This is a genomic window from Actinomycetospora sp. NBRC 106378 (assembly GCF_030269685.1).
Taxonomy (GTDB): domain Bacteria; phylum Actinomycetota; class Actinomycetes; order Mycobacteriales; family Pseudonocardiaceae; genus Actinomycetospora.
Genome location: NZ_BSTT01000009.1, coordinates 77,397 through 90,183 on the forward strand (window position 1 = coordinate 77,397; position 12,787 = coordinate 90,183).

The 12,787-nt window shown below is 74.1% G+C and carries 12 protein-coding genes; 5 read left to right on the top strand and 7 right to left on the bottom strand.

Annotated elements, in window-relative coordinates:
• Nucleotides 1-24: 24 nt before the first annotated feature.
• Both QSK00_RS19755 and QSK00_RS19760 read right to left on the bottom strand, forming a co-directional pair.
• Entirely contained in the window at nt 25-1,500 is a 1,476-nt protein-coding gene (locus QSK00_RS19755) for an MFS transporter (RefSeq protein ID WP_285593235.1), read from the bottom strand.
• Between the two features lie 170 nt (nt 1,501-1,670).
• Complete coding sequence (locus QSK00_RS19760) at nt 1,671-2,759, bottom strand: magnesium and cobalt transport protein CorA (RefSeq protein WP_502872055.1); 1,089 nt, start codon at nt 2,757-2,759, stop codon at nt 1,671-1,673.
• Between the two features lie 328 nt (nt 2,760-3,087).
• On the opposite strand from QSK00_RS19760, the gene QSK00_RS19765 reads away from it, so the two are divergent.
• The 5 genes from QSK00_RS19765 (at nt 3,088) to QSK00_RS19785 (ending at nt 6,451) form a co-directional block, all read left to right on the top strand.
• Nucleotides 3,088-3,603 carry a MaoC family dehydratase gene (locus QSK00_RS19765; RefSeq protein WP_018335209.1) on the top strand — a complete coding sequence of 172 codons (516 nt, stop codon included), beginning with the start codon at nt 3,088-3,090 and terminating at the stop codon, nt 3,601-3,603.
• 115 nt (nt 3,604-3,718) lie between these two features.
• A complete protein-coding gene (locus QSK00_RS19770) occupies nt 3,719-4,228 on the top strand; it encodes a PH domain-containing protein (RefSeq protein WP_285593239.1) in 510 nt (169 codons plus the stop codon).
• A 4-nt stretch (nt 4,229-4,232) separates the two neighbouring features.
• Nucleotides 4,233-5,090 (top strand): PHP domain-containing protein, encoded by an 858-nt coding sequence (locus QSK00_RS19775; protein WP_285593241.1) that lies wholly within the window; start codon nt 4,233-4,235, stop codon nt 5,088-5,090.
• Nucleotide 5,091: 1 nt separating this feature from the next.
• The gene (locus QSK00_RS19780) at nt 5,092-5,934 is read left to right on the top strand and encodes a RecB family exonuclease (RefSeq protein ID WP_285593243.1); all 843 of its coding nucleotides are present in this window, start codon (nt 5,092-5,094) and stop codon (nt 5,932-5,934) included.
• A 22-nt stretch (nt 5,935-5,956) separates the two neighbouring features.
• Nucleotides 5,957-6,451 (top strand): hypothetical protein, encoded by a 495-nt coding sequence (locus QSK00_RS19785; protein ID WP_285593245.1) that lies wholly within the window; start codon nt 5,957-5,959, stop codon nt 6,449-6,451.
• Here QSK00_RS19785 and QSK00_RS19790 read toward each other — a convergent pair.
• The 5 genes from QSK00_RS19790 to QSK00_RS19810 all read right to left on the bottom strand — a co-directional run bounded on the left by QSK00_RS19790 (nt 6,430) and on the right by QSK00_RS19810 (nt 12,401).
• Nucleotides 6,430-7,656, bottom strand: a complete 1,227-nt coding sequence (locus QSK00_RS19790; protein WP_285593247.1) for a kynureninase — start codon at nt 7,654-7,656, stop codon at nt 6,430-6,432. The two genes, QSK00_RS19785 and QSK00_RS19790, sit on opposite strands and share 22 nt — an antisense overlap.
• Nucleotides 7,653-8,495, bottom strand: a complete 843-nt coding sequence (locus tag QSK00_RS19795; protein WP_285593249.1) for an oxygenase MpaB family protein — start codon at nt 8,493-8,495, stop codon at nt 7,653-7,655. Before QSK00_RS19795 ends, QSK00_RS19790 begins: the two co-directional genes overlap by 4 nt.
• Nucleotides 8,492-9,418: an alpha/beta fold hydrolase gene (locus QSK00_RS19800; protein ID WP_285593251.1), complete on the bottom strand. Its 927-nt coding sequence runs from the start codon at nt 9,416-9,418 to the stop codon at nt 8,492-8,494. The genes QSK00_RS19795 and QSK00_RS19800 overlap by 4 nt, the downstream gene beginning before the upstream one ends.
• Nucleotides 9,419-9,491: 73 nt before the next feature.
• Entirely contained in the window at nt 9,492-10,844 is a 1,353-nt protein-coding gene (locus QSK00_RS19805) for an Rv3212 family protein (protein WP_285593253.1), read from the bottom strand.
• Nucleotides 10,845-10,856: 12 nt separating this feature from the next.
• Entirely contained in the window at nt 10,857-12,401 is a 1,545-nt protein-coding gene (locus QSK00_RS19810; RefSeq protein ID WP_285593255.1) for a DEAD/DEAH box helicase, read from the bottom strand.
• Nucleotides 12,402-12,787 lie beyond the last annotated feature (386 nt).

A 12,787-nucleotide genomic window follows, 5' to 3' on the forward strand; every position in this document is an offset into this window, starting at 1 on the left:
CCGTCGGGAACCGGGCGGCGGGGGTCAGGTGCTCGCGGCCCCCGTCGCCCGCACGACGGAGAGCGGTTTCGCGATGTCCTCGAGGGACTGCCCCTCCGCCTTCACCCCGAGCGCGAGCGTGACCAGGCCGCCGATGATCATGACCACCGCGCCGACGATGTAGCCGATGAACAGCTTCGAGGGGTCGGGCGCGTTCTTGTCGATCAGCGAGCCGTAGAACAGCGGGGCGATCGACCCGAAGGCCTGCGCGATCGCGAAGAACACGGCGATGGCCTTCGCGCGGACCTCCATCGGGAACACCTCGCTGACCGTCAGGTACGCGGCCGACGCCCCCGCCGAGGCGAAGAAGAAGATCACGCACCAGGCGATCGTCTGGGTCGTGGCGGTGAGCGCCCCGGCGCGGAACAGGAACGCCGAGATCACCAGCAGCGCGCCCGAGAGGATGTAGGTGCCGGAGATCATCGGCTTGCGACCCAGCGAGTCGAACAGGGGTCCGAGCAGCAGCGGCCCGAGGAAGTTCCCGATCGCGAACGGGATGTAGTAGAGCGCCGTGTCCTGGACCCCGAAGAACGTCCCGAGCACCGTCGCGTAGGTGAAGAAGATCGCGTTGTAGAGGAACGACTGCGTGATCATGAGGGTCGCACCGAGCGTGGACCGGCCGGGGTAGGTCCGGAAGAGCACCCGGAGCAGCGTGAGGTAGCCGGTCTGGTCGGTCGGCGTGATCTCGATGGCCTTCCGGTCGTCGACCGGCGGGAGGTCCTTGCCGGTCGCGGAGACCTCCGACTCGATGTAGGCGATCGAGCGCTCCGCCTCCTCGCCGCGGCCGTGCATGATCTGCCAGCGCGGGCTCTCGGGCAGGTTCCGGCGCAGGAACAGGATCGCGAGGCCGAGGACCGGGCCGAGCAGGAACGCGACGCGCCAGTCGATGGCGGGGGACAGGGCGCCGGAGAGCAGCGGGACCTGCACGATCGCCGCGATCGCGGCGCCCGCCCAGTAGGTGCCGTTGACCGCGATGTCCACGCGCCCGCGGTAGGACGCGGGGATGAGCTCGTCGATCGCGGAGTTGATGGCCGCGTACTCGCCGCCGATGCCCGCACCCGCGATGAACCGGGTGAGGTAGATGAAGGCGATCGCCGCACCGCCGGAGCCGATCGTGAAGGCGGTGAGCGCCGAGCCGCCGAAGTAGACGGCCAGCGTGATCATGAACAGCCGGCGGCGGCCGAGGCGGTCGGAGATGTGTCCGAAGACGAGCGCCCCGACCACCTGCCCGATCAGGTACGCCGTCGCGAGCCCGCCGACGGCGGTCGCCGACAGTCCGAGCCGCGAGGAGTCGGTGAGCTTGTCGCCGACGTTGCTCGCGATCGTGATCTCGAGGCCGTCGAGGATCCAGGCGGTCCCGAGCGCCACCACCATCCGCGTGTGGAACGGCGACCAGGGCAACCGGTCGATCCGGGCCGGGATGAGGGAACGGACGCTCCCGGGTTGATGCGTCGCCGTCACGAGGGACCTCCCGCGTCGTGGAAGGGCCGGGCGGTTGGTGAGCCCAGCTACACGACGGCCCGTGTGCCCCCGTTCACGGTCGGCCAATCGGCTTTTCGAGGGCAGGTGCCCCGAGTTGGGCCGAACGGCCCGAGTCGTCGTCGGGAATGTTCCGGAATGTCCGGAGAGTCCTACAGCCAGTGGTTCCGACGGAAGGTGCGGAAGAGCCAGCCGCAGATCGACAGGATCACGACGATCACCAGCGGATAGCCGAAGGTCCAGTGCAACTCGGGCATGTAGTCGAAGTTCATGCCGTAGATGCCGGCGAACATAGTGGGCACCGCGAGCAGGGCCGCGTAGGCGGTGATCTTGCGCATGTCGTTGTTCTGGCGCAGCGTGATCTTCGCGAGCACCGCGTCGACGAGGGTGGTGAGCAGCTCGTCGAACTGTGCGACGCGCTCCGCGACGGTGGCGAGGTGGTCGTCGACGTCGCGGAAGTAGCTGCGGACCTCGGTCGGGACGAGCGGCGAGTAGCCCTCGGTGAGCCGGCGCAGCGGGTTGACCAACGGGGCGACCGCCCGACGGAGCTCGAGCACCTCGCGCTTCATCAGGTAGATCTGGTCGGCCGAGAAGTCGGAGTAGGGCGCGAACACCTCGGCCTCGATCGTGTCGATGTCGCCCTCCACGGCGGCCGAGACGTCGAGGTAGGCGTCCACGATGTGGTCGGCCACGGCGTGCAGCACGACGGCGGGGCCGAGGGCGAGGTGCTCCGGGTCCGCCTCGAGCATCCGGCGCACGCGGCGCAGCCCGGAGTGCTGCCCGTGGCGCACGGTCACCACGAAGTCCCGCCCGACGAAGCACATCAGCTCCCCGGACTCGACGATCTCGTTCGCCGTGGTGGGGGAGGCGTGCGCGACGTAGCGCATCGTCTTGAACACCGAGAACAGCATGTCGTCGTAGCGCTCGATCTTGGGGCGCTGGTGGGCGTGCACCGCGTCCTCGACCGCGAGCGGGTGCAGCCCGAAGACCTCGGCGATGTCCTCGATCTGCTCGGCGTCGGGCTCGTGCAGGCCGATCCAGACGAAGCCCTCGCCGCGGCTGCGGACCTCGGCGATCGCGTCCCGCGGGTTCCAGCGGCCCTCGACCCGGGCGCCGCCGACGTAGATCGCGCAGTCGACGACGAAGGCCGACATGGGGACGTGGGGGACCCCCACGCCCTGGTCGAGGGCGCGGGGACGGCGCACGCGGGCGGCCGTGCGCAGGGAGGGGAGAGCGGGCATCGGGGGGACCTCGGTTCTCGGGTCGGGGCGGGAGTCGCTGCTCTCCGCGTCACCCCGCACCGGCGCGCCCCTAGGGGACGAGCGGCGCCGGCCGTGGGGCGACGCGGCCGGTACTTCCGCCGGGGGTGTCTGCTGCCTGCTCGGTCTGGTCCACGTCCACCTCCTCGGTCGGGTGCCTCGAGCTGTCTCGATCCATGTCACGGGGCTCACGCGTTCGTGCTGGTCCGCGCCGTGCGCCGATGGTCCATCCTACGACTCGTCCCCCGGCGCCCGCCGTGGGAGTGACATGACTCGTCACTGTCGTCGAGTGAATTCAGGGAGTGGACACGTGCAGTTCGGTCGGTACTTCGAGGAGTTCGAGGTCGGGGCGACGTACAAGCACTGGCCCGGCAAGACGGTCACCGAGTACGACGACCACCTCTTCTGCCTCATCACCATGAACCACCACCCGCTGCACCTGGACAACCACTACGCCTCCGGGACGCAGCAGGGCCGCAACGTCGTCGTCGGCAACTACGTGTACTCGCTGCTGCTCGGCATGTCGGTCGCCGACGTCTCCGGCAAGGCGATCGCGAACCTCGAGGTCGAGTCGCTGCGCCACGTCAAGCCGGTGTTCCACGGCGACACGATCTACGGCGAGTCGACGGTGCTCGACAAGAAGGAGTCGTCGTCGAAGAACGACCGCGGCGTCGTCCAGGTCGAGACGATCGGCTACAACCAGGACGGCGTCGTCGTCTGCATCTACCGGCGCAAGGTGATGGTGCCGAAGCGGCCCGTCGCCGACACCCCGGAGCAGCAGTTCGCGCTGGAGCAGCCGGGTCGGCCGGTCCCGCAGGACCGCTGACCGCCCGTCGCCCGGAGGTGGTCCTCCCTGCCCGCGCGACGGGTTACGCTCTGCAGTGGGCGCGGAAGACGCAGCGCAGCGGAGCTCGACCATCGCTGAACGGGGGAGGACCACCGTGCTGGCACCGCGGGACATCGACGAGTACGTCCTGCCGACCGAGCGGCGCGTGATCCGCTTCCGGCGGCACTGGTTCGTGATCGTCAACGAGGTCGTGCAGGCGGCCGTGCTGGTGATCGTCCTGATGATCGCCGCGGCGCTGCTGCCCGAGGGCCCGGTCATCTCGAACATGCTCTGGTACGGCGCGCTGCTCGTGCTGATCAAGGCGTCCTACAAGATCAGCGAGTGGTGGGTCGAGAAGGTCGTCATGACCGACAAGCGTGTGATGCTCGCCGAGGGCGTCTTCACGCAGCGGATCGGCATGATGCCGCTCGGGAAGGTCACCGACCTCACCTTCGAGCGCACCTTCATGGGCCGCATCCTCGGCTACGGCACGCTGGTCATCGAGTCGGCCGGTCAGATCCAGGCCCTGAGCCGGATCAGCTACATGCCCGACCCCGACGAGTTCTACGAGGCCATCTCCGAGCTGGTCTTCGGGGAGAAGCGCCAGACCCCGTCGCGGCCCTGACCCGGTGATCGACCTCCACCTCCACTCGAACGCCTCCGACGGGTCGGACGACCCGGCCGAGGTCGTCCGGCTGGCCGCGGCGGCGGGCGTCACCACGCTCGCGCTCACCGACCACGACACGACGGCGGGCTGGGCAGCGGCCGCGGACGCCGTCCCGCGTGGGGTGACGCTGGTGCGCGGCGCCGAGTTCTCCACCGAGGCTCCCGACGGCCGTGGTGGCCGGGTGCCCGCCCACCTGCTCGGCTACCTGTTCGACCCGGCGCACCCCGCCGTCCTGGCCGACCAGGAGCGCCTGCGGGGTGAGCGGCTGCGCCGGATCCGGGTCATGACCGACCGGCTGCGCGCCGACGGGTACGACGTCGACCCGGAGGGCATCGCGGCGCGGACGGGCGCCCCGGTCGGCCGTCCCCACGTCGGGCAGGCCCTGCTCGACCTCGGGGTCGTCGACTCGGTCGGCGAGGCGTTCCGCACCTTCCTGGGCCAGGACGGCCCGTACTACGAGCCGAAGGTCGACACGCCCATCGACGAGGCGATCGCGACCGTCCTCGCCGCCGGGGGCGTCCCGGTGTGGGCGCACCCGTGGGCCCGCACACGCGGCGAGGTGATCGAGGAGTCGGTGATCGTCGACCTCGCCGGGCGCGGCCTCGCCGGGATCGAGGTCGACCATCCCGACCACACCCCGGCCGACCGCGAGCGTCTCCGGGGGCTGGCCGGTGAGCTGGGACTCGTCGTCACCGGATCGAGCGACTACCACGGGACCCGCAAGGAGATCCCGATCGCGGCCGCGACCACCGCGCCCGATCAGCTCGAGGCCCTGCTCCAGGGGGCGACCGGCGCGGATGCGATCACCGGCGCCGCCTAGGATGGTGGCGATGAGCGGGCAGCTGAGTCTGGCGGACATGCCCCTCCCGCTGGTCAAGGTCACCCCCGCCCGGCTCGGGACCTGGGACGACTGCCGGCGCCGCTACCGGATGACCTACCTCGACCGGCCCACGCCACCGCGGGGCGGGGCGTGGGCGCACGCGACGCTCGGCGCCGTCGTCCACAACGTCTTCCGCACGGTCTACGAGACGCCTCCTGCCCGCCGGTCGCCGGCGGCGGCCGCCCGCCTCGTCGACACCCTCTGGTCCTCCGAGGGGTTCCGCGACGACGCCCAGGTCGAGGAGTACCGCGGTCGGGCCCGGGAGTGGGTGGCGCGGTACGTGGCCGAGACCGAGGTCGGCGAACCCCTCGGCGTCGAGCGGTGGGTCGCGGCCCCGGTCGGCGGGATCGTCGCCGAGGGCCGGGTCGACCGCATCGACGTCGGGCCCGACGGCGGAGCGGTGATCGTCGACTACAAGACCGGCCGCCACGTGCCGACCGCCGAGGACGCCCGCGGCTCCCGCGCCCTCGCCCTGTACGCCCTCGCGGCCACCCGCAGCCTGCGCCGGGCGGCCCGGCGGGTGGAGCTGCACCACCCGCCGTCGGGAACGGTGGCCGTGGCCGAGCACGACGAGACGTCCCTCGCGCGGCACCGGCGCGCCGCCGAGACCACCGCGCGGGCCCTGGCCGACGCCACCGACGCGCTCGGCGGCGGCGGGGATCCGGAGGCGCTGTTCCCGCCGGCGCCCGGGCCGGGGTGCGCGCGCTGCGACTTCCGGCGCAGCTGCCCCGAGGGCCGGGCCGCGTCGTCGTCGCTGCCGTCCTGGTCCCTGCTCGCCCCGTGACCGCCGTCTGGGAAGGACTCCGATGACCGCCCGGCAGCCGGACGACCCGACTCCGCCGCAGGGCTGGGCGGCCATGGACCGTGCGTTCACCCCGGCCCCGGGGACGCCGATGGAGCGTCCGGTCCCCGACGGCCCGACCCTCCCGCACGTGGCCACGCCCCGGCACCTGCAGGCCCTGCCGTCGGGTCTCCCGTCGTCCGCCCCGCGCACGGGCGCGTTCGGGCAGCCGATCGGCCGGCACCGGCCGACCGCGTTGATGCGGCTGGTGGAGGTCGCGCGGGTGCTGACCGGCGGGCTGATGGTGCTGGCGCTCGTGGTGGTCGTGGCGCCGCTGGTGCTGCGCGCCGCCGGACCGGGGCTCGGCGTGGTGGTCGGCCACGTCGCGGGCGCGGTCGTCGCGCTCGCCGCGACCGGGATCGCGGCCTCCCGGCGGACGCCGGTGTGGGCGGCGACCCTCGCCGCGGCGGCCGTGCCGGTGACCGTGCTGGTGGTGCTCTACCTCAACTGGTGGGCCTGACCGGCGACGAGCTCGGCGAGCACCTCGAACCCGGACGCCACCTCCGCGAACGACGTCGAGAGCGGCGCGAGACCGAGACGGATGCCGTCGGGGGCCCGGTAGTCGGGGATGACGCCGCGCTCCCAGAGCGTGGCCACCAGCGCCTGCGCGTCGGGGTGCCGCAGGGTGACGTGCCCGCCGCGGCGGTCCAGGTCGCGCGGGGAGGCGAGCTCGAGGCCGAGGTCGTCGGCGATCCCGACGGCGAACCGGGTCAGCGCCACCGACTTCGCCCGGACCGCGTCGATCCCGACCTCGGCGTACAGGTCGAGCCCCACCTGCAGCGGCACGGTGGCGAGCACCGGCGGGGTGCCGGAGAGGAACTGGCGGATGCCCGCGGCCGGCTCGTAGCCCGCGGCCATCGCGAACGGGTCGGCGCGCCCGAACCACCCCTGGATGGGCTGGCGCAGCACGCCGTGGTGGCGCCGGGCGACGTAGGCGAAGGCGGGGGCACCCGGACCGCCGCCGAGGTACTTGTAGGTGCACCCGACGGCGAGGTCCGCGCCCCAGCCGTCCAGCTCGACCGGCACCGACCCCACCGAGTGGCAGAGGTCCCAGAGGACCGGCGCGCCGGCGTCGTGGGCGACCCCCGTGACCGCCGCCGCGTCCGCGAGGTAGCCGGACCGGTAGGTGACGTGGGAGAGCACGACGAGGGCCGTCCGGGGCCCGACCGCCGCGGCGGCCTGTTCGACCGACACCCCGCCGGCCCGGTCGGTCGGGATCCAGCGCAGGGTGCGGCCGGTCTCCGCGGCGATGCCCTCGAGCAGGTAGCGGTCGGTGGGGAAGTCGTCGTCGGACAGCACGATCTCGTCGCGTCCGGCCGGCGCCGCGTCGACGGCCGCGCGGGCGAGCTTGTAGAGCAGCACGCTCGTGGAGTCGCCGACGATCGTCTGCCCGGGCGCGGCCCCGAGCAGGATCGACCCGAGCCGGTCCCCGAGCTCCGTGGGGAGCTCCACCCACTGCTCGTCCCACCCCCGGATCAGCCGGCCGCCCCAGTCGTCCCGGGTGAAGCGGGCGAGCGCCTCGGCGGTCACGGCCAGGGGGCGGCCGAGGGAGTTGCCGTCGAGGTAGGCGGTCTCCGGTCCGAGGACGAACCGCTCCCGGCACCCGGCGAGCGGGTCGGCGGCGTCGAGCGCGGCGGCGTCGGATGCGGTGGCGCGTCCGGTCACGCCGCGTTCCCCAGCAGGGCCTTCTCCTTCGCGAGCGCCTCGCGGGCCACGGGACCGCGCTGCCAGGTCTCGGGCAGGGCGAGCACCGTCGTGCGCAGCGCGCGGACCGCCAGGCCGGCCGCGAGATCCGTCGTCGGGAGCCCGGGCAGCCCGTGCATCCGCCGGGCCCAGCGGGGCTGCAGCGCGAAGCCGAGTGTGGCGAGCGCGGTCCAGGCCGGACGGGCGGGCGTGGTGAGGGCGACCCTCGTCGGGAGGGGCGGGGCGAGCAGGCGCAGGGCACCGCTGCGGCTCGTGGCCGACGCGCGCAGCTCGGGGCGGACGGCCTCGAAATAGGCGGCGACCTCGGCCCGGGACGACGGGACGTCGGTGGCCCCGAGGAGCTCCGCCGCCCGGACCTGCTCGGCGAGGAACCGGTCGGCCTCCTCGTCGGTGAGCCCGCCGCCGGCGCGCTGCACGGCGTCGAGGAAGCCGTGGACCTCGGTGACGTGGACCCAACGCAGCAGGTCGGGCTCCGAGGCGGCGTAGGTGCGCCCGGTGACCGGGTCGACCCCGCGCACGTGCTCGTGGGCCCGCCGGACGTGTCCCGCGATCCGGTCGACCTTCTCCCGCGGCCCGTAGGTGACGGTCATGACGTACTCGGCGGTGCGGGCCAGCCGCGGCCAGAAGTCGGTGCGGAAGTCGGAGTGCTGGTCCACGCCCGCGAGCGCGCGCGGGTGCAGCGCCTGCGTGAACAGTGCGGCGATCCCGCCCGGGCCGGCCGCCGGGTCGGCCATCACCTTCCAGGTCGCGCTCCCGGGCCCGAAGTAGCCGAGCTCGGGATCCTGCGGGAGATCCGTCATGGCTCCAGGGTGTCCTCGCGCAGCCAGGTCCGCCACGTGGGGACGAGGACGTCGAGCAGGGCGGCGGGGTTCTCGACGTTCGGCGAGTGCGCCGCGTGGGGCACCGCCGCGAACTCGGCCTCCAGCCGGTCGGCCATGGTGCGCTGGGTGGTGACCGGCCAGGCGTCGTCGTGCATGCCGCACACCACGAGCGTCGCGAGGCGGCGGCCGCGCAGCGCGGCCACGAGCTCCGGCACGCGGTCGGGTTCGCTGCGCAGCGCGTCGCCCATCCCGAGCAGCGCGACCGGCGACGACCGCTCCAGCCGCTGCCGGAGGAAGGCGGCGACGGCGGGGGTGGCCGCCTCCCAGTCGCCCGCCTCCTCGCGGAGCGCGACGACGGCGTCCAGCCCGCGCCGGCGCAGGACCGGCTCCAGGACGTCCAGCCGGGTGCGGCGCGGCCCCATCGGCAGCTCGCCCGGCCCGGTGTCCATCAGCGTCAGGCCGCGCACCGGGGCGCCGGCGAGCACTGCGGCCCGCGCGACCAGCCCTCCGAAGGAGTGCCCCAGCAGCAGGACGGTGCGGCCCGCGTCCGCCTCGTCCGCCACGATCCGCGCGACGACCGCGCCCAGGGTGCTCGCCCGGTGGTCCGATTCGCTCGCCAGCGGCGGTGACTCGAACTGCCCCGGCAGGTCCAGCGCGAGGACCCCGATCCCGGCGTCCGCGACGGGGTCGATCAGCGGCGCGAAGTCCTCCTTGGAGCCGGAGTAGCCGGGCACGAGCACCGCGACCGCGTCCCACGGCTCGTCGGGCGTGCGGGCCCGTGCCTCGGCCCGCAGGGCCACGACCGACCCCGCCAGTTCCACCCGCTGCCCGCGGTGCGGGGTGAGCTGCGCCGCGGCCCGGGGCGCCTCGACGACCCGCACCGGGAGGGGCTCGTGGCTCATCCTCCGAAGTGTGCCCCATCCCGGTGACGTGGCGGGTCGCGCGAACTCCCGTCCCGACGACGGGTCGCCCGGGTCAGGCGGGCGGGCGCAGCCCCACCACGGAGCCGCCGCGCTGTTCCACCACGGTCGCCCCGACGACGTCCACACCGACCGGTCCCGCCGGGTCCGCGCGCCGGTCGACCGTGATCAGCGGGCGCAGCGCCCCCGTCGCGGCGTCCACCGGGACGAGGCCGCCGGGGACCGGGACGAGCACGGTGGTCGGAGCGCCGAGGACGCCGGTGGGCACCGCGGCCCCCGGGCCGAGGGTGCCGGGCAGGGTCCAGCGGGGGAGCAGCGTCGAGGAGTCGAGGCCGATCGTGGCGGTGCCGGTCCACCACAGCAGCACCGGGCCCGCGAGGCGCGCCCCGAGGCCCTGGCCCGCCGGGTCGGTGGCCGTGGAGTCGGGGATCGTGCCCGCGGCCGCCCCGAGCGGCACCGTGGCGACCGGGGTGCCGGCCGCGTCGTACACCCGCAGCGTCCCGTCCGGGGCCTCCAGGGCCGTGCGCGACTCGGCGGTGGCCACCAGGCGCCCGCCGGTCACCCCGGAGAGGACACTGAACCGGTCCTCGGGCTTGTCGTACTCGGCTGGGGCCGACGAGAGCACCGACAGCCGGTCGGACGGCTCCCCGGGACAGCGCTCGAGCACGGCGACGTCGTCCGCCCCGACCGTGATCGAGGTGTGCGGGCACTGCGCCCGCGGCTGCGGGGTGCTCTGGACCGGGGTGGGGAGAGCGCCGTACTCGAGGGTCGCGACCAGGTCGTCGCGCCACACCTCGAGGTAGTCCCGGCCGGTGGCGGTGACGTGGGAGCCGTCCGCGAGCAGCCGCGTACCGGGTCGCACGTCGGCGTTGCGGGTGGGGCCGCGCTCCCCGGTCGAGGGGTCGAAGGAGGCGACGTCGCTGCAGAAGGTGCCCACGGGCGACGTCGTCGCGAAGAGGGCGAGGACCACGCCGGACCCCTCGCCGAGGGTGCACAGCGGGTCGGGTCGGCGGTACTCCCAGGCCACGGCGCCGGTGGCGGCGTCGAGGCCGGTGACCACCGCGGTGCCGTCGGCGTCGGTGCGGCCGGTGGCCACCGCCGCACCCACGCTCACCGGCCCGCCGAGCAGGCCGGGTCCCGGGGAGGCACCGACCGGGTCGGCGGCCCGCCACGCCTCGCGCAGGACCGTCGGCACGGCCGCCGTGTCCGGGGTCGGGACGGTGCGGAACTGTTGCAGGGTGGTCGAGGCCTCGTCGCCCGAGCGGACGACGAGCACGACCCCGACGATCGCGGCGACCACGATCAGCGCGATCACCACGAGGTCCGCCCGGCGGCGGCGCTCCGCCCGGGGCCACCACGTGTCCCGCCGCGACGGGGCCTCGCGCTGCTCCGGGGGTGCGCTGCTCACCCGGCTATGGAATCAGTCGGAGTCGGCACCGACCGCGACGGCCTCGGCCTCGGGCGCGTCGCTGCGGGTCCGGCCGCGTCCACGACGACGGCGGCGGGGGCGCGAACGCGAGCCCTCGCCGTCGGTGTCGTCCGAGTCGCCGGTGTCGGGACCCGCGGCGGAGGACTCCTCCGGCACCGCGTCGCCGTCGGTCACGGTCTCGTCGGTCCCGGCCACGACCTCGCCCGCACGACGACGGGTACGGCTGCGGGCGCGTCGTGGGCGCGACGGCTCCTCGGTGGCCTCGGCCGGCTCCCGGGCGGGTGCACCGTCCTCGGCCTCCTCCTCCGCGGGCCGACGACGACGGGCCACCCGGCCGGTCGCGTCCGCGGGGATGTCGAGGTCGCGGTAGAGGTGCTTGGAGTTCGAGTAGGTCTCCGGCGGCTCGGGGGCGCCGAGCTCCAGGTCGTCGGAGATCATCTTCCACTTGGGCAGGTCGTCCCAGTCGACGAGCGTGATCGCGATGCCCGTCTTGCCCGCCCGGCCGGTGCGGCCGATGCGGTGGACGTAGGTCTTCGCGTCGTCGGGGCACTGGTAGTTCACGACGTGGGTGACGCCGGTGACGTCGATCCCGCGGGCCGCGACGTCGGTGCAGACCAGGACGTCGATGCGCCCGTTGCGGAAGGCCTTGAGGGCGTGCTCGCGGGCACCCTGACCGAGGTCGCCGTGCACGGCCCCGACCTTGAACCCGCGCTCGGCGAGCTCCTCGGAGACCTTGCTCGCGGTGCGCTTGGTGCGGGTGAACACCATCGTCGGGCCGCGCTCGTCGGCCTGCAGCGTGCGGGCGAGCATCTCGACCTTGTCCATCGCGTGGGCGCGGTAGACGAACTGCGCGGTGCGCTCGCCGATGGCGCTGGCGTCGACCTGCTCGGCGCGGATGTGCGTCGGCTGCGTGAGGAACGTGCGGGCCAGCGTGATGATCGGGCCCGGCATGGTGGCCGAGAAGAGCATCGTCTGGCGCTGGTCGGGCAGCATCGACAGGATGCGCTCGACGTCGGGCAGGAAGCCCAGGTCGAGCATCTCGTCGGCCTCGTCGAGCACCAGCCCGCCGACCTTGGCGAGGACCAGGTGGCCCTGCTGCGCGAGGTCGAGGAGTCGGCCGGGGGTCCCGACGACGAGCTCGACGCCGGACTGCAGCGCGGCGATCTGCTGCTCGTAGGGGCGGCCGCCGTAGATCGAGACGACGCGCGTGCCGAGGCCCTTGGAGGCGCCCTCCAGGTCCTTCGCGACCTGCAGGCACAGCTCACGGGTGGGGACGACGACGAGCGCGCGCGGCGTGCCGTCCTCGGTGGGGGTGCCGAGGCGCTGCAGCAGCGGGACGCCGAAGCCCAGCGTCTTGCCGGTGCCGGTGCGCGCCTGGCCGATCACGTCCTCGCCGGCCAGTGCCAGCGGCAGCGTCAGCTCCTGGATCGCGAACGTGCGCTCGATGCCGTTCGCGGTGAGCGACTCGACGATCTCCGGGATGACGCCGAGCTCGGCGAACGTGGGGGAGGCGTCGGACGACGTGGTGGTGGCCACGGCCTGGGTGACGACCTCGGTGGCGGCCTCGGGAGCCTCGGTGTCGGTGCTCTCGGGGTTGTCGGTGGAGTTCAGGGGTCTGCCTCTCTCGCGTCTGGTGCACGCGAGATGTGCCGGTTGGCTCGACCGCTCCGCCCGGGCAGCGATGCCGTCGGGCACGAGGAGGCGGGAGAACCAGGGAGACCCGCGCGCGCTGGTGCGTCCCGCTCCGGGGGCCGACGGCGCCGGCCCGCCCGGGGGCGGGAGGCCCTGCGGCCGGCGACGGGGCGTGGGGGAGCGGTCCCGTGCGGGGCCACATCGGTCAGGTAGGGGTGTCACCGGCCTGGACCTGACGCCATGATAGCGGGTGTGGGCGACGTTGTTCACCACCACCGCCGGGCGTCGTG